Raw genomic sequence first — 19,509 nt, forward strand, 5'->3', positions numbered from 1 at the left:
GGGGGAGGTTACTTTTTGAGGTAGGTCATATCAATCGGTGTTGATGTGCCCCAAATGCCCAGCGGTGGATTGCCCACATTGTCGTTATAGACGGTGTGATAGGGCAGGGTGTTTGTGTGATAAACAGGCACCTCATCTGCGATGATCTCTTGGAACTCTGCATATAGTGCCGTGCGCTTGGCGGGGTCTGTTTCCACCGCTGCCATGGCGATCAGCTCATCGACACGGGCGTTGGAATAGCCCTGCGTATTGGACCAAACACCTTTGGCAATATTGTCGGAGGAATAGGTCCGGTGGACGCCAATCACAGGATCACCCCAGTTAAACACTGTATCCCAGGACATATCGAAGTCCATTTCTCCCATGCGGGCCGCCCAGGTGGGGAAATCAGCAGAGGCGCGGACTTCTACATCGATGCCGACCTTCTTCAAGGCTGCTTTGACATATTCAACCTGTGGCTTTACGCCGGGCCAGCCAAAATCAATTGTCAGGCTAAAGCGCGAGTCGCCCTGCATTGGATAGCCCGCGGCATCGAGCAAGGCCCGTGATTTATCCAGGTCGAGATCGTAGCCTTCCACATTGGCATTGTAAAATGGGCTGTCGGGATGGATGCCAGTTTTGGAATCCGAGGCCGTGCCCTGCATCAAAGCCTTGTGGATGAAGTTCTTGTCGACCGCATAGGCAATGGCCTTGCGCACATTAACATCGGCTAATGGACCTTTTGTGGTGTTCATCGCCAGCCAATCAAGCGGACCAATGCCGCCATAACCTTCATCGGTTACGGTCAGGCTGTCGACTTTCTTAAGGCGGTTGATGATGCGGGGCAGAGACTCGAAGGCGCCCATATGAACCTCGCCATTCTCATAAGCGATGGCCCGCGCGGCCGGGTCGGTGATGATCCGCATGACCACCTTGTCGAGATAGGGCCGGCCTTCAATGAAAAAGTCATCAAATCTTTCCAGGATCACATGTTCGCCAGATTTATACTCAACCAGTTTGAATGGGCCAGAGCCAACAACGTTTTCGGTGTTGCGGGGGTGGGTTTTCGGGTCTTGTCCATCGCCATAGATATGCTTTGGAATAATGGCCATCAATTGTCCGGACATGGCGAGCATCAGCGCCGGATGCGGCTTGCTGAGGTTCAGCACTGCCGTATGGGCATCGGGCGTATCAACGGACACGACTGGAGCAAACATAGATTTGAACGGGTGATGGGCTTTGATCGTATCGACGGAAAAGGCCACATCTTCAGATGTGATCGGCGTGCCATCATGGAACACCGCATTATCGACGAGGTTGAGAGTGACGGTCAGACCATCCTCGCTCACGTCCCAGCTTTTGGCAAGATAGGGCTGTGGGGTCCAATCTTCGTCATAGCGCAGGGGCGCGGCAAACAATTGTGCACCAGGGTAGCCGGTCACGATGCCCGATTGCACCGCAGGATTGAGGTTGCGCACATTGGTTGCCATGACTGTGATCAAGGTGCCGCCCTTGCGTGGGGCATCCTCTGCAATGGCTCCACTGGCCAATATGGCGACAGCGGCGGTCGCCGTGAGCATGGATTTTAAGATATGTTTCATTGTTGGACCTCCGAGTTATTTTTGCTTTTTATTGAGCCAAGCCTAGACCAAGGTGTTTTTTACAGAAAACAGATTAATTGGTCTTCCTTACTACAATTTTTAGAGGTTTATGGTGGCGGTGCCATCATGAGCCAAGCCTCCAGATCTCTGATTTTAAGCTTTAATAAACCTCTGCAAAGCAACCCGCCCAGCTGTCGCGCCAAGCGGTGGGTTATGTTTAGATCTGCCCTAGGTGGGTGCAGAGACTGTGCAGCTGTCAAATACCCCCTCGTCGCGCAGCTGCGTGCAGATCTTGATAAAGGAGCGTACGTTTTTAGGTTGGCGCAGATTGCTGAGCGTCGCGATGCCGAAAACCGGCACGTGAGAGGAGTCTGATATGGGCACGGCGCTAAATCGGCTGTCTTTTGCGCTATAGGTGCGTGGCCGGATGTTTAACAAAGTATAGCCAAAATCTCCTTCAACCAAGGCTTGGGCAATTTCTGAGGATCTTGTGGAATGGGCCAGGTCAGGTTCCAAGCCGCGGGTCCGGAACAACCCCAGAAAATAGTCGCGCGTATAGGGCAGGTCGAGCATGATCATGGGTCTTTTGCTCAATTGCTCAAAGGAAATTGCCGGCAGCTGGCTGGCCGTATCTGATTTGGAGATTAGGGCATAGGGTGGAGCAGGGAAAAGCGGCTCAAAGGCCTGTGCCGGAGGCACATGCCGGTCATAGGTGAAGACCAAATCAACTTCGCCGTTGTCCAGATAATCTAAGATTGCCATCATATTGCCCTCCATCACTTTCACGGAAATACCAGGAAAATTTTCGGTGATCGATTTCAAGATTGGCGGCAAAAACGTCGGTGCAGCGGTGGCGTAGCAGGCAATACGCACCAAACCGGCGTCATCTCCGCCTTGCGATTGCAATTCGGACTCGAACTGCCGGGTTTGGTTTAAATAGGTGCGGATCAGCTGCAAAGCCTCGCGGCCCGCAGATGTTGGGGTGATGCCCTTGGCAGGGGTGCGGACGAATAATGCATAGTCCAACGAGGCTTCCAATGCATCAATCGACGCGGTGATCGAGGATTGCGATATCGAAACTTCAACGGCGGCCTTGGCGATGGATCCAAGCCGCCCTGCTGCCTCGACATAGCGCAATTGTTTGAGTGTGAAATTCAACCGACCATTCCCCCAAAAAAAAGTTCATTGAGGACAGTTAAATCTATTTTTCCAAATAATAAAACCTCTTTACCTTTTTCCGTGACCGTCAAATTGCAAGGTGACCCATGTCCGAAACGATCGTTTACAGTGCCAAAAAAATCATCACCATGAACCCCAGTCGCCCGGAGGCCACTCATGTGGCCGTGCGTGATGGGCGTATTTTGGGAGCGGGCAGCCTCTCTGAATTACAGACTTGGGGCGACGTCAGGCTCGATGAGCGTTTCAAAGACAAGGTGTTGATGCCTGGATTCGTAGAGGGTCATGCACATGTTATGGAAGGGTCTTTGTGGAGCAAAGTCTATTGTGGCTGGTTTGATCGCGCCGACCCCGATGGTAAACTCTGGTCTGGGGTGAAAAGCGTCGATGCGGTCGTTGAACGTTTGCGGGCGGCGGAAGCCGCGCTTGAGGATCCCGCCGCGGCCGTCTCGGGGTGGCAGTTGGACCCGATCTATATGGACAATATCACCGTGACCCGTGCTGATCTTGATCGGGTCTCAACCACCCGGCCTGTTGGGGTCCTGCATGCCTCTGGCCATATTATGAATGTGAATACCAAAGCGCTTGAACTGGCCGGCATGATGAAGACTGGGCATAATCACCCCGGCATCCCCTTGGGCGCCGATGGTTTACCCACGGGCGAGCTCAAAGGACCCGAGGTGATGACACCCGTTGGCCCCTTTGTTGGTTTTGAGCGCAATCTTCTGGACGCCGATGAGGCTGGCCTGCGCAATTTCGCGAAACTCTGCGTGCGTACAGGCACAACCACGATCACAGACCTTGCCTCGCGTATGGATGAGGACACTGTTGATATGATGCTGCGTGTCACCAGTGAGCCGCACTATCCCATACGTCTCATGCCGTTTCGCTTTTTTCTCGGCCTGTCTGCGCCGGAGCTGGTTGAGACCGTCTTGGCGATGAAAAAAAGAGCCACGGATCGGTTGCGTTTGGGGCAAATTAAAATTGTGGCGGATGGTTCGATCCAAGGGTTTTCCGCTCGGTTGCGCTGGCCCGGTTATCACAACGGTGCGCCGAACGGGCTTTGGTATATCGCACCGGAGCATCTGTCAGAGCTATTGCATTTGGCCTTGGAGGCTGGGGTGCAGGTGCATACCCACACCAACGGCGATCAGGCCACGCAATTGGTTTTGGAAAAATTGGCGACGGCTTTGCAAGCGCATCCCAATCCGGATCACCGTTTCACGTTGCAGCATTGCCAATTGGCAGATGCTGCGCAGTTCCGTTTGGCGGCAAAACTTGGGATGTGTGTTAACCTCTTTGCCAACCATCATTACTATTGGGGAGATGAGCATTATAACCTCACCGTAGGGCCGGACCGGGCCACGCGCATGAATGCCTGCCGCACGGCGCTGGACAGCGGCGTGCCCATGGCGATCCATTCCGACGCGCCCGTGACCCCGCTGGGCCCGCTCTTCACCGCATGGGCTGCTGTCAATCGCATCACCGCCTCGGGCCGGGTGCAGGGGGAAGAAGAGCGGATCGACGTGTCAGAAGCACTTTATGCCGTCACCATGGGCGCGGCCTATACGCTGCATCTGGATGGGGAAATCGGCTCAATTGAAACCGGCAAAAAAGCGGATTTTGCCGTGTTGGAGGCAGACCCGACCGCCTGTGACCCGATGGAACTTAAGGACATCCCAGTGTGGGGCACCGTGCAGGGCGGCCGTATTTTCCCGGCGGCAGAGCTTTGAAGGCACATATTCCGGTCGCTGTAATTGGGGGCTATTTGGGCGCTGGCAAGACCACGTTGGTCAACCATCTTCTGCGCCATGCCGCAGGGCGCCGAATTGCAATTTTGGTCAATGAATTCGGCGATCTGCCGATTGACGAAGATTTAATTGAAGCGGAAGGGGAGGATATGATCGCCATTTCAGGCGGCTGTATCTGTTGCTCTTTTGGCTCGGATCTCACGGCCGCTTTGATCAAATTGTCCGAGCTTGCGCCGCCGCCAGACCATGTGGTGATTGAAGCCTCGGGCGTGGCGATGCCGGGGACTGTGGCACTCAGCATTTCGATCCTGCCTGGGTTTGCTTTGGCCGGGGTCGTGGTCTTGGCCGATGGTGAAAGGGTACAGGCGCAGGCGGAGGATGATTACATCGGTGATACGATCTTACGGCAATTGTCGGATGCGGATGTGATTGTGCACAGTAAAACCGATTTGCAGCCTGATGACGGCGCCGTTGAGGCGGTAGAGTCCTGGCTTCAAGCGATGGCGCCACAGGCCAAGATCGTGCCCACCACTCAGGGGCGCGTACCCCCTGACATTATACTCGGCCTCACAGGCCCTAACGCCAAACCGCAGGCCAGTCCCCATGCGGATGCGGGCTATGAAAGCCGGGCCTTCAGACACATACCACCCTGTGTTCCAGGGGATTTGGCGCAAAAACTGGCGACCGGTCCTTACGGCGTGATCCGCGCGAAAGGCTTTTTGCGCGACTGTGAAGAGGCCAGTTGGGTCATTCAAACGGTCGGACAGCGTTTTGAGGCGCAGCGCAGTCAAAAGCTAGACCCTGCTGGTTTGGTGTGTATCGGCCGCCGTGGCGCCTTGGATACCGCAGCGCTTGAGGCGCTGCTTGGTCTCGCCGGTTAGGGGTGCTGCTGCAGCGGACGAACCATCGAGCAACACTTCTTGTCAACAAAGATCATTTGTTGCATAAAATTTAATGAAACAATATTTAAATCAACATTTTGAGAAATTTTATGACAAATTACAAAGTTTGGGGCGTTCATATGGGCGTGCATGTTTCGGATCGGCCAATTGAGGGTGGGTATATTGCGGTCGGCTGGCCTGAATTGGGAGACTTGGCCACTATTGAGAGCACGCGCGACGCCTTTAAAAAGTGCCTTGACCAAACCTACCCAAACAAAAAGCCGGGTGCGATCCCAGTCGATGCAGGAACATTATTTAAGTTCGCTCATGAGCTCAAAGCGGGCGATATCGTTATTTATCCGTCCAAAGGGGATCGTATGGTTAACATTGGGCGGTTGAAAGGGAAGCTGCGCCATGATGTTGGGGATCAGGATGAGTATCCAAATAAGCATGACGTTGAATGGCTTGGCCACTTTCCGCGTGACGAGTTTAGCCAAAGCGCTTTAAATGAGATTGGCAGTTTTATATCTTTGTTTCGTGTTCAGCGTCATGCAGCTGAATTTTTGGGGAAGATTGGTGTGAATCCTGAGCAGGGTGTTCAGGACAGGGCGCCGCAACTTGCTGACCAATCGGAGGAATTCACGGATGACGAAACGGCAATTGGGGTCGCAGGAGCGCTGGCCGAAACAAGTGCGCGAGATTTTGTCATTCGTAGATTAACGACACAGCTATCGGGGCATGAATTCGAGTTCTTTGTTGCGCATTTAATGGAGTGCATGGGGTATAAAGCACGGGTCACCTCAAAATCCGGCGATGGGGGCGTCGATGTGGTTGCGCATATGGACCCGTTGGGATTTCAACCACCGATCGTGAAAGTCCAGTGTAAAATAACCACGGGAAAGACCCAGAGACCTGAGGTGGATCAACTGCTGGGTACTTTAGGGGATGGGGAATATGGGCTGTTCATCAACCTGGGTTCTTTTGCGAGAGGGGCCATTGAATTGGAGCGCAACAGAGCGAAGTTAAGACTTTTGGGCGGAGACCAAGTTGTTGACTTGATTTTTGAGCACTATGCAAAGCTCTCCCCACAGTATCGGTCTCTACTCCCTTTAAAACAAATATTTGTCCCCGATTCTGGGCCGTTGGATCGTTGATATCGGCAGATTAATCGCCCGCCCTCATCGGGCAGGCGCCTGGGGTGCCGGCGGTCTTTTCAATGATACCGGGTGCCGGCTTCGGAGCTGGAGATGCGCGGCACCAGAGCTTTGACCAAATCGCGCATATCGAGCGTGCCGACGGGTTTGTTGGTGTCATCCAAGACCCGGTAGCGCAGGGCCGTGTCGCCACCGGATGCGGCGATGAGGCTTTCGAGGTTATCATTGGCCTGCACATCGCCGGCAAATTGCCCCTCGGATAAGGGCTGCATGACTGACCTTACACGCAACACCCGCGCCCGGTTAATATCAGAGACGAAATCTTCGATATAAGGATCGGTTGGGTTCATCAAAATGCCCTGTGGCTCGCCCTGTTGCACCACCGCCCCATCTTTCAAGATCACCAGATGATCGGCCAGTTTCAGCGCCTCATCAAGATCATGGGTGATGAAAATGATGGTCTTTTTCAACTCCACTTGCAGCTCCAGAAGCAAATCTTGCATGTCGGTGCGGATGAGTGGATCGAGCGCGGAGAATGCTTCATCCATGAGCATGATATCAGAGTTTGAGGTCAGCGCGCGGGCAATGCCCACCCGCTGTTGCATCCCACCTGACAATTGCGCCGGATAATGGTTTTCGAATCCGCCAAGCCCGACACGGGCCAGCCAATTTTTGGCTTCTTGTTCTTGCTCTTCCGTTGGCAGACCTTTGATATCAAGGGCCATGGCGGCGTTCTGCAACACCGTCCGATGCGGGAGAAGTGCGAATTTTTGGAACACCATCGACATTTTGTTTTGGCGCATTTGCCGCAGATCGGTTGTCGAGAGGTTCATGACATCAACCCCATCCACCAAAATCTCGCCATCGGTGGGTTCGATGAGACGGTTGAGGTGGCGGATCAAGGTGGACTTGCCCGAGCCTGACAGGCCCATCACCACTGTGATTTCACCAGATTGCATTTCGACATTGATGTCTCGCAGACCCAAAACATGTTTGTGGGTGGTCAGCAGCTCTTCTTTGCCCATGCCGGCTTTGACATGCGGCAATACAGATTTGTCATCATTGCCGAATATTTTGTACAGGCCGCGCAGGCTGACTTTTGTTGTTTGTGTCATATCCTCACCCCTCACATTTCGTTCTTAGTGCGGTCGATGCGCGAGAGCGCCGCCTTTGAGGTGCGGTCCAACATGACCGCCAGCAATACGATACAGACCCCGGCCATCAACCCGACGCCAAGCTCCAGATTGCGAATGCCGCGTAAGACGAGAACCCCGAGACCTGGAGCCGTGACCATGGAGGCAATGACGACCATGGCAAGGCTCATCATGATGGTTTGATTGAGGCCCGCCATGATGTTGGGCAGCGCCAAGGGCAGCTCAACTTTGGTGAGTTTTTGTCCCGGACTCATGCCAAAGGCATTGCCAGCTTCCACCACATCTTTGTCGACCAACCGGACGCCAAGATCGGTCAGACGGATCACCGGCACAATGGCATAGAGGATAATCGCAATGCCGTAGAGCCGCGACTCACCGATGGGAAAGAGGAAGATCAGCGGGATCAGATAAACGAAGGTTGGCAGGGTTTGCAGCAGATCCAAAATTGGGATGATCGCCTTTTGCAATCGGTTGTGTTTGGACATGGCAATGCCAATTGGAATGCCGAAGAGCGCGGATATGATGGTACAGACCAATATGACCGCGAAGGTTTGCATCGCCGGTTCAAAATGATCAACAAAGGCGAAAAACGAAAGGCAGAACCCATTAAAAAGCAATACAGAAAGAGAGCGCGTGGAGAACCACACCGCCACCAAGATGACGGCCATAATCAGGAACCAAGGGGCGGTCATGAACAGATAGAGTGTGCCATCGAGCATCCATGACAGTGGCTGAGTGATCGGGTCTAAAACCGTTCGCAGCGCGGGGCGAATGGCGAGAAATCCATTTTCCAGGCCTTTAACCACATCGCGGGTCTGGCTGATTTGACCGCAAGCTTTGTTCAACTCGTCCAGCGACGGAAAGGCAAAACTGAAGCCTGACTCGGGGGCTGCATTTCCGGTTTTGGCGAGCAGTTGCGCCATGGACATCGGGCCGTCGGAGGCGCCTGCATCGCACCATTTGCGCAAGCCAAGCATGTTGAAAAGCCAATCGTAAGTGGCCATAGATTTGTCTCCCTGAGGTCAAAATCCCGCGGACTGGTTTTGGTCCGCGGGATCGATTTTTTAATTAGTTAAGGATTGCGGCCAATTTGCCTTTTGCATCATCGCTCAACCAATCGCCCCATACGTCTTTATATGTGGTCAGGAAGTAAACAGCAGCTTCGTCATAGGACGCGTTGTTATCCAAACGCCAGGCCAAAACGTCACCCATCTGTGCGTTTGTGAACGCAATATTTTTCAGCAATGCCGCAACATCTGGTTCACGGTCCATAAAGGCGCCGGAGACCGCTGTGACAACTTTGGCGGAAGGATAGGCTGAAAATTCAGGGTTGGCGCAATCTACGTCGCCATTACAAGTATGCGCATCCGCATTATAGGCCGGCACTTCAACCCGGACCATTGGGTATTTGCCAAGCACGGCGGTTGGTGCCCAGTAGTAACCAAACCAAGGCGCCTTATCTGCATAGGCCGCAGCGATGGAGGTTTGCAGCGTTTCGCCGGAACCGTGTTGAAAACGCTCCAGCCCGCCAGCTTCAGCACCGGCAGCTTTGAGGTTGTTGTTGTTGATGATGTCACAGGCCCAACCAGCTGGGCAGTCATGGAATTTGCCGCCAACGGCCGCTGGATTGGCCATGATGCCGTCCCATGTGGTCAGCTCTGGATTTGACTCTGCAAGGTAGGCTGGAATCCACCAGGCCTCAACGCCGCCATCGGACAGAACATTGGTCAGCTCAACCAATTTACCCTCGGCCAGCAGGCCTTCGTAGGCTGGCGTCGAGTTGGCCCAGACTTCGGTCAAAATATCGGGCTCGCCCGTTTCGGCCAAAGAGGTGAGCGCCGGCACCGTCGAGGAGGGCACGACTTGCACATCGCAGCCATAGCCTTGGGTCATTAAGAAATTCGCAACCGCAGTGACAACCGCAGATGAGGCCCAGTCCATTTCGGTGATAGATACTTTCCCGCAGCTTGCCGTGGCCGATGTGGCGCCTAGTGACAGTGCGAATGCGGCTGTTGCCGTCAACATTTTGAGTTTCATTTGTGTCTCCCTATTATCTTTCTTTACGTATCAGCCGGTTCTCCAGCCTTTTGACCCATGCAGCAGCCTTACTGGCCTATTGCTGTGGCGTGTCATCGCCATCAACATGGACCTAACTTGCGCAGTGGAACATAGGCAAGCGACACATCCAAGCCCAAATTCGGCATAATCTTCAACTAATGTGATGAATGTCCTTCGCGGGACCGTGCATAGCCGTCGTTTTGCCGCCATGTGTCATGTGAAGACAAAGCGGCGCGCATGGCATTTGACTCTGAAGGCATTCGTTGGTGAATATTGGGCAGGTGCGTATCATTTCCTAATAAGCGGCGGCGAGACATGACATATCCTCCTTTATCACAGGCCCGAGACACTCTGAATGTGCAGTGGTACCGATCGCCCATGCCGCCGGAGGTTTTTCGCGCCCTGTCGCAACGCAGCGATCTGAAGGGATGGAAACAGGCCGGTGGTCATTTGGCGCTCTTTGCGGCGACCGGCAGTTTGGTATGGTTGTTTTGGGCGCAGGGGCAATGGGCGGCTTTTGCCCTTGCATTGTTTTTACATGGCACTGTTGGCAGCTTTTTCTCTGGCACGGCGCCCCATGAGCTGGGCCATGGCACGGTGTTCCGAACCAAGGCGCTAAATAAAATTTTCTTGTATGTTTTTAGTCTATTGAGTTGGTGGAACCCATTTGATTATGCGGCCAGCCATACCTACCATCACAGGTTTACCCTGCACCCTGAGGGGGATCGCGAGAATCTTTTGCCGCTGCATCCCAATACCGACAAGGTGTTCCTCCTGCAGCTTTTCACCATCAATCTTATGACGCAGCCGGGCCGCACTTTTGGCAAGGGCGGGCTCATTTCCACTCTGCGGGAGACCATTTTACATGCGCTCGGTCGGGTGGGTTCGACCGATATCGCAAGCAATGAATGGCTTGAGAGCCTGCACAAAGATCAACCCGACCAGCACAGGCGGTCGGTTCAATGGTCACGCCTATTGCTTGTGTTTCATGGCGGTCTGCTCGTTCTGGCTTGGGCGACAGGCCTTTGGATCTTGCCGATTGTTCTGAGTCTGTTCAACTTTATTGGCAATTGGCTGGGCTATTTTTTGGGTCTGCCGCAACATTGCGGCCTGCGTGAAAATGTACCGGACTTTCGAAAAACAGTGCGCTCTATGCGCCTGCACCCGGTTCTGGAGTTTTTGTATTGGCACATGAATTGGCATACCGAGCATCATATGTATGCAGGCGTGCCTTGTTATAATCTTAAACAGCTGCATCAGGCGGTCAAAGATGATATGCCAGAGCCACGGAGTTTGACCGGCGCTTGGCGCGAGATGCTGGAGATTTGGGAGCGGCAGAAACGTGACCCGAGCTACCAATTCGACACACCGCTTCCAACGACGGCGCAAACCCAACGCAAACGTGCAGCTGTCGCCGAAGAAGCCTCCATCGGGGATTTGGCGCCAGAGGGCCTGCGCTAGGTCATGATCTAAGTCTCGTCATGCTCGCCCAAACCGGGCGCCGCGCGCAGCAGTTGCAGCTGGGCATCTGAAAATTTGATCGGGGTGCGTACGCCGGGGATGCCTTCGGGTTTGATGCGCATCTGCCGGTGCAGCGTTTGTGGATCTTCCAGCGCTTCGGCGATCGTATTGATGGGGCCGGAGGGCACGCCGGCGCTTTCCAACACCGGCAAGACGTCCAATTTGCGCCAGTGGCTCAAAACTTCAGTAATTTGCCCAACCGCTTCGGCGCGATGGTCCAGCCGAGCGGCATTGTCGGCGAATCTTGGATCGGTGATCCAATCGTCACGCTTTAACGCGCGTGCGAGATTGTGAAACTGTCGATTGTTGCCGCAAGCGATGACGATATGGCCATCAGACACAGGAAACACTTGATAGGGCACGATGCTGGTATGGGCATTGCCCATCCGCTGTGGGCTTTTCCCGGTGGTGAGGTAATTGAGGTTTTGATTGGCCTGCGCGGCCAACATGCAGTCAAACAATGCCATATCGATGTGCTGCCCCTTGCCCGTCCGAGCGCGTTGGGCCAGGGCGGCTTGTATGCCGATGACCCCGTAAAGCCCGGTGAAGACATCGGCAAAAGCTACGCCGACCTTTTGCGGCATCCCGTCGGGCTCACCGGTGATCTCCATGATGCCGGTCATGCCTTGGATCATAAAGTCATAGCCTGCCTTCTGGGCGCGCGGGCCGTCCTGACCAAAGCCGGTGACAGAGCAATACACCAGCTGAGGATTTTGCGGCGCCAAGGATGCGTAGTCGAGACCGAATTTCGCCAGCCCGCCGACTTTGAAATTCTCAATCAAGACATCTGCTGAGGCGATCAGATCTTTGAGATAGGTCAGCCGGGCGGGATCATTGAAGTCAACCGTGATGCCCTGTTTGCCGCGGTTGGCGCTGTGGAAATAGGCCGCAGAGCTGTCCGTGCCTTTTGTGACATAGTTTGGACCCCATTTGCGCGTGTCATCGCCCTCCGGGCTTTCCACTTTGATGACCTCTGCGCCCAAATCCGCCAAAGTTTGCCCGATCCAAGGGCCGGCCAGGACTCGGGCCAATTCAACGACTTTCAAACCTTCAAGCGGATACATTTGGCTTCCTTTGGACTTTCACAATGTGCAATTTGGCGCTGGACTTTCCGAAGTATTTGGCATGGTTTCAGCCCCAGCGCATCCATTTTTTCAATTTTGGAGGCGAATGCTCGGAAAGGAAGAGACAATGGGCCGTCCAATACGCTTTGCCATTAACGGATTTGGTCGGATTGGCCGAGCTGTGGCGCGGCAATGGGTGGAGCAGCAGGCAGAGGGTCGTTTCGATCTGGTGGCGATAAATGACATCGCCCCCTTGGAGACCTGCGCCTATCTGCTGGAATTCGACAGTGTCTATGGCCCTATTGTGGGCTCGATTGAGAGCAGTTCTGATCGTTTGATTGTCAACGGCCATGCGGTGCGGTTTAGCCAGAAATCGGATTTGGCGGCGGTGGATCTGTCAGATGTTGATGTGGTGTTTGAATGCACGGGTAAGGCTGTGACCGCGCAATTTGCCAGTGCGGGACTGCGCGCCGGTGCTCAGCGTGTTTTGATTTCTGGCCCTTCTGAATGTGCCGATGTGACTGTGGTCTTAGGCGCGAATGACCATGTTTTAAGCGGGCAACGCATTGTCTCAAACGCCTCGTGCACCACCAATGCGCTGGCGCCTTTGTTGCGGGTGTTGCATGAGGCCTATGGGGTTCTGGCCGGTCATATGACGACGATCCATTGTTACACTGGCAGCCAACCCACCGTCGACGCCCCCCGCGGCGCGGCGCTTGAGCGCAATCGCGCGGCGGCGCTGTCGATGGTGCCGACAAGCACCTCTGCGGCCGTGTTGATTGATAAAATTTTGCCTGACTTGGCCGGGCGCGTGAAAGGCTGTGCGGTGCGTGTGCCGACGGCCAGCGTCTCTGCCGTTGATCTCACCTGCCAGGTGGCGCATCCGGTGGAGCAAGAAGCGCTGATAGAGCTTTTGCGGCAAGCGCGGCCGGACATCTTGGGCATGACTGATCGTCCGTTGGTCTCCTCAGATCTCCGGGCGCGCCGCGAAAGTTTGGTCATTGCCGCCCCGCAGGTCGCGGTGATGGGACAAGACTTGCTGCGCATATTTGGGTGGTATGACAATGAATGGGGGTTTTCAGCCCGAATGTTCGATGTGGCTGCAAAAATAACGTAAGAGTCGCTTCAAAATGTATCTAAAATTTCTGCGCCCCTTGTTCTACCCCGGGCGCAATACTAAGACTCAATTAGCAAAACGGCATTATGCCAAAAGAGACACTAGCGGGGGCACCTCATGAAAGATCCAATCGAAACTTATATGAACCTCGTCCCCATGGTCGTTGAACAGACAAGCCGGGGCGAGCGAGCCTATGATATCTTCTCGCGCCTGCTGAAAGAACGGATCATTTTTGTGAATGGCCCGGTCCACGATGGGATGAGCACTTTGGTGATCGCTCAGCTTTTGCATCTTGAGGCCGAGAACCCAACCAAAGAGATCAGCATGTATATCAATTCCCCCGGCGGTGTTGTGACGGCGGGCCTGTCGATCTACGACACCATGCAATATATCAAACCAAAGGTGAGCACACTCTGCGTGGGTCAGGCGGCCTCTATGGGCTCATTGCTTTTGACCGCGGGCGCCAAGGACATGCGGTTTTCTCTGCCCAATTCCTCGATCATGGTGCATCAGCCCTCTGGTGGTTACCAAGGCCAAGCGACCGACATCATGATTCACGCGGAATTTACGCAAAAGCTTAAGCGCCGTTTGAATGAGATCTATGTCACCCACACCGGGCAGGACTATGATACGGTTGAGGCCGCTTTGGAGCGGGATAATTTCATGTCCCCTGAGGAGGCACAGGCCTGGGGCTTGATCGACAAAATCGTCACCAATCGTGAAAAAGAGGCCGAATAGGCAAGAATGACCCCAAAATCGCGGTTGTGGCTCAATCTTAGCTGCCATAAGCTCATCGTGATTTATAGACACTGCGTTTGGGATTGCCTCCACAGAGACGACCCAACAATATTGAAGGTGAGACATGGCTGATAAAGCAAGCGGCGACGGGAAGAATACCCTATATTGCAGTTTTTGCGGTAAAAGTCAGCATGAGGTGCGCAAACTGATTGCGGGCCCCACCGTCTTCATCTGCGATGAATGTGTTGAATTGTGCATGGATATTATCCGTGAGGAAACCAAAGCCAGCGGATTGAAAACCTCTGAGGGTGTTCCGACGCCTTTGGAAATTTGTCAGGTTTTGGATGATTATGTCATTGGCCAGAGCCACGCCAAACGGGTGCTCTCTGTTGCGGTGCACAATCACTATAAGCGTCTCAACGTTGCAGAGAAATCTGGTGATATTGAGCTGGCAAAATCCAATATCATGCTGATTGGTCCAACCGGTTGTGGTAAAACTTTGCTGGCGCAAACCTTGGCGCGGATCTTGGATGTGCCGTTCACCATGGCCGATGCTACCACATTGACCGAGGCTGGCTATGTGGGTGAGGATGTTGAAAACATTATCCTAAAATTGCTGCAGGCCAGTGAATATAACGTCGAACGGGCGCAGCGCGGCATCGTCTATATTGACGAGGTCGATAAGATTACCCGCAAGTCCGACAATCCCTCCATCACCCGCGATGTCTCGGGCGAAGGGGTGCAGCAGGCTTTGCTGAAAATCATGGAAGGCACTGTGGCCAGCGTGCCGCCTCAGGGCGGGCGCAAACATCCGCAGCAGGAATTCTTGCAGGTGGATACGACCAATATCCTATTCATCTGTGGCGGGGCTTTTGCCGGGCTGGAAAAAATTATTGCTGCGCGCGGCAAGGGCACCTCGATCGGCTTTGGGGCGGATGTGAAAGAGAATGACAGCCGCGGTGTGGGCGAAATGTTTGGCGAGTTGGAGCCGGAAGATCTGCTGAAATTCGGACTGATCCCGGAATTTGTGGGCCGTTTGCCAGTTATCGCGACCCTGACGGATCTGGATGAGGACTCTTTGGTGATCATTCTGACACAGCCGAAGAATGCGTTGATCAAACAATATCAACGGCTGTTCGAGTTGGAAGACGTGACTTTGACCTTCACGCCTGAGGCGCTGGCGGCCATTGCCAAACGGGCGATTGATCGCAAAACCGGCGCGCGGGGGCTGCGCTCGATTTTGGAAGATATTCTACTCGATACGATGTTTGACCTGCCGGGGATGGACAGTGTTGAGGAAGTGGTCGTGAATGAAGAGGCTGTCACATCCGATGCGGCGCCATTGATGATACACGCCGACAAGAAACGTGAACCCGCGACAGCGGGTTGAGTGAACAGAAAATCGCATAAACGGCAGGATTTTGTTGAAAATCCTGCCGCTTTTCGTTTCAAAGGCCAGTAGTACTGGACCATCGACCACTTCTGGGGCATAGCTAATTCAAATTTGTTTTGGAGGATCCTATGGGCATCGTCTCAACCCTATTACGTGCCGCAACTTGGTGGAATGGGCAAACATTAAACACGCAGCTGTTCACTTGGCGCCGCGGCGTGAAGGTGGGGGAAGATGATGCGGGCAACATGTTTTATGAAACCAAGGATCGGGTCAAACGTTGGGTGATTTTCAACGGGGAGGCTGAGGCTTCTCGGGTGAGCCCTGATTGGCACGGATGGTTGCATCACACATGGGATGAACCACCGACCCAGACACCATTGGCCCATAAAACATGGGAAAAACCGCATCAAGCCAACCTGACGGGCACAGTAATGGCCCATGCCCCTGCAGGCTCTCTGCGCAATGCCACGCCGCAGTCGACGTCTGACTACGAGGCATGGGTTCCGGAGTGATCTGATGCGCGGTGCTTGGGCAGAATTTATCACTGGAACCTGTGTCTTGGTCTTGGCAATCGGCTTTGCCGTGGTTGGATTTCAGCGCGGTGGCTTTGGAGCCTCTGACGAATCATATGTGTTGAACGCCAGCTTTAGATCTATCGAGGGGGTCACGGTCGGCACGGACGTGCGCTTGGCGGGTGTGAATGTGGGCAAAGTGTCTGCCATTTCTCTGAACCCGGATAGTTTTCGCGCGGATATGCAGATTTCTTTGGATTTGGGCGTGGAATTGCCCGATGACACTGCCATCATTATTGCCTCGGAGGGTTTGCTGGGTGGCAATTTTGTTGAGCTGCAGCCGGGTGGGTCGCCTTTCAACTATGCCTCTGGAGATATAATTACAGATACGCAGGGATCGGTTAGCCTATTGAATCTGTTGATGAAATTTGCGTCCGGCGGCAATAATTAATGCGACGCCACTTTGCGGCTATTCTGTTTTTTCTTATCCCAGCTTTTAGCGCGGCGCAGCAGGCGCGTGAAAACGGTGCTGCGGAATTACGCTGGCTGGACCGGACCACAGGCGCATTGCAAAATATCATCGTGGCGCAGGAGGCCCCCGTCAAGCAGGGCCCGCTCGAAATTCATGTGCACAGCTGTCGCTCTCCGCTCGGTGAGGTGAGCCCCGACGCCTTTGCGCTTGTGCAAATCACCGATTGGCAACGCGATGAGACTATCTTTGAAGGCTGGATGGTGGCATCCTCTCCCGCGCTTAACGCCCTGGAGCATCCGCGCTACGATGTTTGGGTTCTGCGCTGCAAGACGTTGTGAACATCGGGCAGGGGCTGAGCGGTGATGGTGGCGGGCAAGGCAAGCGCTTCTGCCAATCGACTGCGATACTGTGCCCGGCTGATCTCAAGCGCCCCCAGAGTTTGCAAGTGATCGGTGATAAATTGCGTGTCAAACAGGGCAAAGCCGCAATTGCGCAGATGGGTGGTTAAAAAAGCCAGGGCAGCTTTGGAGCCATTGGTGCGATGTGAAAACATACTCTCCCCGCAAAACACCCCGCCTATTGCGATGCCAAACACCCCGCCGAGGAGTGCGCCATCGTCCCAGACCTCCAGACTGTGACAGCATCCCATTTCGTTTAGCGCTGTGTAATTGGCGTGGAGGGTTGGGTTGATCCAAGTCTCCTCACGGTCAGCGCAATGTTGCAAAACGCTGTCAAAAGCCTGGTTCAACGTTGCCGTAATCTTGTGACCATGCAGGAATCGTCGCAGAGAGCGCGAGATATGGAAGCCGTCCAGCGGCAAGATCCCGCGCCGCTTGGGATCGACCCAAAACAGGTCGTGATCCTCGGCATTCTCCGCCATGGGAAAAATACCCTGGGCGTAGGCATGCAGCATCAACTGCGGACTCACAGCCGCAAAGCTCATTTATCGTCGAACTTTTGCTCCAACCAATGCTCAAGCCAATGGATATTGTAGTCGCCTGAGTGCACTTCCGGTTCTTGTAGCAGGGCGTGAAACAGCGGAATGGTCGTTTCAATCCCATCGATGATCAATTCTCCCAAAGCGCGTTCCAAACGCGCCAGAGCGGCCTTGCGGTCGGGGGCGTGGACAATCAATTTGCCGATCAAACTGTCATAATGAGGCGGGATCGAATAGCCGTCATAAAGCGCGGAATCCATGCGCACCCCAAGCCCACCAGGGGCATGATAGGCGTTAATTTTACCCGGGCGCGGAGCGAAACCAGGAAAAGTCTCTGCGTTGATCCGCACTTCAATCGCGTGGCCGTTGATTATGAGGTCATCTTGAGTGAAGGACAGGTCATGGCCTTCGGCAACGCGAATTTGTTCGCGCACCAGATCGACACCAAAGATGGCCTCGGTGACCGGATGTTCCACCTGCAGGCGGGTGTTCATTTCGATGAAATAAAACTCACCCTTCTCATACAGAAATTCGATCGTGCCGGCGCCAATGTAATTGATCTTCGCCACCGCATTGGCACAGACTTCCCCGATGCGTGCGCGCTCCTCTGCGCTGATTGCGGGGCCTGGCGCCTCTTCGAACACTTTTTGGTGGCGGCGTTGCAAAGAGCAATCTCGCTCGCCCAAATGCACAGCGCGGCCTTTGCCATCGCCAAATACTTGAATTTCGATGTGGCGCGGCGTGGTGAGGTATTTTTCGATATAGACTTCGTCATTGCCAAAGGCCGCCTTCCCCTCGGAGCGGGCGGAGCTAAAGGCCGTCGGCATTTCCTCAGCGGAATTGGCCACTTTCATCCCGCGTCCACCACCGCCGGCGGTCGCTTTGATGATGACGGGATAGCCAAATTCTTCACCGATTTTCAAGGCCGCATCCAAATCGGGAACGCCGCCCTCAGAGCCTGGCACGCAGGGCACACCAAGGGCGCGCATCGTGTCTTTCGCGCTGATTTTATCGCCCATAACGCGGATATGCTCAGCGGTTGGGCCAATAAAATTGATGTCATGATCTTGCAGAGCCTGCACGAAGGTCGCGTTTTCAGACAGGAAGCCATAGCCCGGGTGAATGGCATCTGCACCGGTGATTTCTGCGGCTGCGATGATGGCCGGAATGCTCAAATAGCTTTCCGTGCTTGAGGCTGGGCCAATGCAAACGGATTCATCGGCCATACGCACATGCATGGCATCGCTGTCTGCGGTGGAATGCACAGCAACACTGCCAATTCCCATCTCACGGGCGGCGCGGATCACGCGAAGGGCAATTTCACCCCGATTGGCGACAAGGATTTTCTTGAACATTATTCGATAATTACCAAAGGAGACCCAAATTCAACAGCGGCGCTGTCTTCGACCAAAATACGCGTCACGGTTCCGGCCTTGGGTGCGGGGATTTGATTCATAGTTTTCATCGCTTCGATGATCAAAATCGTGTCACCTTCTGACACTTTGGCGCCGACGGTGATGAAAGGTGGGCTGCCCGGCTCGGCCTGAAGGTAGACGGTGCCAACCATGGGCGATGTCACCGCGCCCGGATGGGCGGCGGGATCTTCGATCGCGGCTGGCGCTTCGGCAGGGGCGGCGGCAGGCGCTGCTGCGGCAAGGGGAGCTGCGGGCGCGGCAGCCATATGCACGACGTTTTGCGTCTTGGAAATACGGACATTGAGACTGTTGTCTTCGCCATAAAGACGATTGACTTCGATTTCCGTCAAATCCTGCGCCGACAGCAATTCTGCCAAGGCTTGAATAAACACAACATCATTCTCATTCGGTTTCTTAGTCATTTTATCCCTTTTCGCGTCGGTTGGGCGCCTGATACCTCTTCATATATGGGAACTTGGGACAAAGTGGAAGAAGATCCTTATCTCAGACCCGCGAAAACCCGCTCTCAAAAGTTCAAAGGCCAGCCAATTGTTATATTGGCCGGCCAAAGAGTTAAAATTTTACT

General features: G+C 54.2%; 19 protein-coding genes. 10 read left to right on the forward strand and 9 right to left on the reverse strand.

What is annotated here, in order from left to right; all coding sequences use genetic code 11:
- Window positions 1–8 precede the first annotated feature (8 nt).
- Together RCA23_RS01875 and RCA23_RS01880 are read right to left on the reverse strand one after the other, a co-directional pair.
- Window positions 9–1,580 (reverse strand): ABC transporter substrate-binding protein, encoded by a 1,572-nt coding sequence (locus tag RCA23_RS01875; protein WP_081870862.1) that lies wholly within the window; start codon window positions 1,578–1,580, stop codon window positions 9–11.
- Between the two features lie 228 nt (window positions 1,581–1,808).
- Window positions 1,809–2,738 (reverse strand): LysR substrate-binding domain-containing protein, encoded by a 930-nt coding sequence (locus RCA23_RS01880; RefSeq protein ID WP_044048802.1) that lies wholly within the window; start codon window positions 2,736–2,738, stop codon window positions 1,809–1,811.
- 107 nt (window positions 2,739–2,845) lie between these two features.
- On the opposite strand from RCA23_RS01880, the gene RCA23_RS01885 reads away from it, so the two are divergent.
- From RCA23_RS01885 to RCA23_RS01895, 3 genes are all read left to right on the forward strand, one after another.
- Entirely contained in the window at window positions 2,846–4,489 is a 1,644-nt protein-coding gene (locus RCA23_RS01885) for an amidohydrolase family protein (protein ID WP_044048803.1), read from the forward strand.
- A complete protein-coding gene (locus tag RCA23_RS01890; RefSeq protein ID WP_081870863.1) occupies window positions 4,441–5,388 on the forward strand; it encodes a GTP-binding protein in 948 nt (315 codons plus the stop codon). Before RCA23_RS01885 ends, RCA23_RS01890 begins: the two co-directional genes overlap by 49 nt.
- A gap of 140 nt (window positions 5,389–5,528) precedes the next feature.
- Complete coding sequence (locus tag RCA23_RS01895; protein ID WP_201770470.1) at window positions 5,529–6,542, forward strand: restriction endonuclease; 1,014 nt, start codon at window positions 5,529–5,531, stop codon at window positions 6,540–6,542.
- Between the two features lie 59 nt (window positions 6,543–6,601).
- Here the strand turns inward: RCA23_RS01895 and RCA23_RS01900 are convergent, their stop codons facing one another.
- The 3 genes from RCA23_RS01900 to RCA23_RS01910 form a co-directional block, all read right to left on the reverse strand.
- Window positions 6,602–7,657 carry a betaine/proline/choline family ABC transporter ATP-binding protein gene (locus RCA23_RS01900; RefSeq protein WP_044048805.1) on the reverse strand — a complete coding sequence of 352 codons (1,056 nt, stop codon included), beginning with the start codon at window positions 7,655–7,657 and terminating at the stop codon, window positions 6,602–6,604.
- 11 nt (window positions 7,658–7,668) lie between these two features.
- Window positions 7,669–8,700 carry an ABC transporter permease gene (locus tag RCA23_RS01905; protein WP_044048806.1) on the reverse strand — a complete coding sequence of 344 codons (1,032 nt, stop codon included), beginning with the start codon at window positions 8,698–8,700 and terminating at the stop codon, window positions 7,669–7,671.
- 64 nt (window positions 8,701–8,764) lie between these two features.
- Window positions 8,765–9,733 carry an ABC transporter substrate-binding protein gene (locus RCA23_RS01910; protein WP_044048807.1) on the reverse strand — a complete coding sequence of 323 codons (969 nt, stop codon included), beginning with the start codon at window positions 9,731–9,733 and terminating at the stop codon, window positions 8,765–8,767.
- A 336-nt stretch (window positions 9,734–10,069) separates the two neighbouring features.
- On the opposite strand from RCA23_RS01910, the gene RCA23_RS01915 reads away from it, so the two are divergent.
- Complete coding sequence (locus tag RCA23_RS01915; RefSeq protein ID WP_044048808.1) at window positions 10,070–11,215, forward strand: fatty acid desaturase; 1,146 nt, start codon at window positions 10,070–10,072, stop codon at window positions 11,213–11,215.
- Between the two features lie 8 nt (window positions 11,216–11,223).
- Here the strand turns inward: RCA23_RS01915 and RCA23_RS01920 are convergent, their stop codons facing one another.
- Window positions 11,224–12,339, reverse strand: a complete 1,116-nt coding sequence (locus RCA23_RS01920; RefSeq protein WP_044048809.1) for a CaiB/BaiF CoA transferase family protein — start codon at window positions 12,337–12,339, stop codon at window positions 11,224–11,226.
- Window positions 12,340–12,466: 127 nt separating this feature from the next.
- Between RCA23_RS01920 and RCA23_RS01925 the strand changes: the two genes are divergently transcribed.
- From RCA23_RS01925 to RCA23_RS01950, 6 genes are all read left to right on the forward strand, one after another.
- Entirely contained in the window at window positions 12,467–13,456 is a 990-nt protein-coding gene (locus RCA23_RS01925; RefSeq protein WP_044051187.1) for a glyceraldehyde 3-phosphate dehydrogenase NAD-binding domain-containing protein, read from the forward strand.
- A 117-nt stretch (window positions 13,457–13,573) separates the two neighbouring features.
- Window positions 13,574–14,194 (forward strand): ATP-dependent Clp protease proteolytic subunit, encoded by a 621-nt coding sequence (locus RCA23_RS01930; protein WP_044048810.1) that lies wholly within the window; start codon window positions 13,574–13,576, stop codon window positions 14,192–14,194.
- 124 nt (window positions 14,195–14,318) lie between these two features.
- Window positions 14,319–15,584: an ATP-dependent Clp protease ATP-binding subunit ClpX gene (clpX, locus tag RCA23_RS01935; protein WP_044048811.1), complete on the forward strand. Its 1,266-nt coding sequence runs from the start codon at window positions 14,319–14,321 to the stop codon at window positions 15,582–15,584.
- A 131-nt stretch (window positions 15,585–15,715) separates the two neighbouring features.
- A complete protein-coding gene (locus RCA23_RS01940; protein WP_044048812.1) occupies window positions 15,716–16,099 on the forward strand; it encodes an NADH:ubiquinone oxidoreductase subunit NDUFA12 in 384 nt (127 codons plus the stop codon).
- A 4-nt stretch (window positions 16,100–16,103) separates the two neighbouring features.
- Window positions 16,104–16,550 carry an outer membrane lipid asymmetry maintenance protein MlaD gene (gene mlaD / locus RCA23_RS01945; RefSeq protein ID WP_044048813.1) on the forward strand — a complete coding sequence of 149 codons (447 nt, stop codon included), beginning with the start codon at window positions 16,104–16,106 and terminating at the stop codon, window positions 16,548–16,550.
- Window positions 16,550–16,909, forward strand: a complete 360-nt coding sequence (locus tag RCA23_RS01950; RefSeq protein WP_044048814.1) for a DUF2155 domain-containing protein — start codon at window positions 16,550–16,552, stop codon at window positions 16,907–16,909. Before mlaD ends, RCA23_RS01950 begins: the two co-directional genes overlap by 1 nt.
- Here the strand turns inward: RCA23_RS01950 and aat are convergent.
- From aat to accB, 3 genes are read right to left on the reverse strand one after another with little or no spacing between them, the layout of a single operon-like run.
- Window positions 16,873–17,514: a leucyl/phenylalanyl-tRNA--protein transferase gene (aat, locus tag RCA23_RS01955; RefSeq protein WP_044048815.1), complete on the reverse strand. Its 642-nt coding sequence runs from the start codon at window positions 17,512–17,514 to the stop codon at window positions 16,873–16,875. The genes RCA23_RS01950 and aat overlap by 37 nt on opposite strands.
- Complete coding sequence (accC, locus tag RCA23_RS01960; RefSeq protein WP_044048816.1) at window positions 17,511–18,863, reverse strand: acetyl-CoA carboxylase biotin carboxylase subunit; 1,353 nt, start codon at window positions 18,861–18,863, stop codon at window positions 17,511–17,513. The genes aat and accC overlap by 4 nt, the downstream gene beginning before the upstream one ends.
- Window positions 18,863–19,345 carry an acetyl-CoA carboxylase biotin carboxyl carrier protein gene (accB, locus tag RCA23_RS01965; protein WP_044048817.1) on the reverse strand — a complete coding sequence of 161 codons (483 nt, stop codon included), beginning with the start codon at window positions 19,343–19,345 and terminating at the stop codon, window positions 18,863–18,865. Before accB ends, accC begins: the two co-directional genes overlap by 1 nt.
- Window positions 19,346–19,509 lie beyond the last annotated feature (164 nt).

This window comes from Planktomarina temperata RCA23, from assembly GCF_000738435.1.
Taxonomy (GTDB): Bacteria; Pseudomonadota; Alphaproteobacteria; order Rhodobacterales; family Rhodobacteraceae; genus Planktomarina; species Planktomarina temperata.

Coding starts and splice junctions, on each gene's coding strand:
- RCA23_RS01910 (WP_044048807.1), bottom strand. CDS start 9,733: ATGAAACTCAAAATGTTGACGGCAACAGCCGCATTCGCACTGTCACTA.
- RCA23_RS01885 (WP_044048803.1), top strand. CDS start 2,846: ATGTCCGAAACGATCGTTTACAGTGCCAAAAAAATCATCACCATGAAC.
- RCA23_RS01950 (WP_044048814.1), top strand. CDS start 16,550: ATGCGACGCCACTTTGCGGCTATTCTGTTTTTTCTTATCCCAGCTTTT.
- accC (WP_044048816.1), bottom strand. CDS start 18,863: ATGTTCAAGAAAATCCTTGTCGCCAATCGGGGTGAAATTGCCCTTCGC.
- RCA23_RS01895 (WP_201770470.1), top strand. CDS start 5,529: ATGGGCGTGCATGTTTCGGATCGGCCAATTGAGGGTGGGTATATTGCG.
- clpX (WP_044048811.1), top strand. CDS start 14,319: ATGGCTGATAAAGCAAGCGGCGACGGGAAGAATACCCTATATTGCAGT.
- accB (WP_044048817.1), bottom strand. CDS start 19,345: ATGACTAAGAAACCGAATGAGAATGATGTTGTGTTTATTCAAGCCTTG.
- RCA23_RS01915 (WP_044048808.1), top strand. CDS start 10,070: ATGACATATCCTCCTTTATCACAGGCCCGAGACACTCTGAATGTGCAG.
- RCA23_RS01930 (WP_044048810.1), top strand. CDS start 13,574: ATGAAAGATCCAATCGAAACTTATATGAACCTCGTCCCCATGGTCGTT.
- RCA23_RS01905 (WP_044048806.1), bottom strand. CDS start 8,700: ATGGCCACTTACGATTGGCTTTTCAACATGCTTGGCTTGCGCAAATGG.
- aat (WP_044048815.1), bottom strand. CDS start 17,514: ATGAGCTTTGCGGCTGTGAGTCCGCAGTTGATGCTGCATGCCTACGCC.
- RCA23_RS01925 (WP_044051187.1), top strand. CDS start 12,467: ATGGGCCGTCCAATACGCTTTGCCATTAACGGATTTGGTCGGATTGGC.
- RCA23_RS01900 (WP_044048805.1), bottom strand. CDS start 7,657: ATGACACAAACAACAAAAGTCAGCCTGCGCGGCCTGTACAAAATATTC.
- RCA23_RS01875 (WP_081870862.1), bottom strand. CDS start 1,580: ATGAAACATATCTTAAAATCCATGCTCACGGCGACCGCCGCTGTCGCC.
- RCA23_RS01940 (WP_044048812.1), top strand. CDS start 15,716: ATGGGCATCGTCTCAACCCTATTACGTGCCGCAACTTGGTGGAATGGG.
- RCA23_RS01920 (WP_044048809.1), bottom strand. CDS start 12,339: ATGTATCCGCTTGAAGGTTTGAAAGTCGTTGAATTGGCCCGAGTCCTG.
- mlaD (WP_044048813.1), top strand. CDS start 16,104: ATGCGCGGTGCTTGGGCAGAATTTATCACTGGAACCTGTGTCTTGGTC.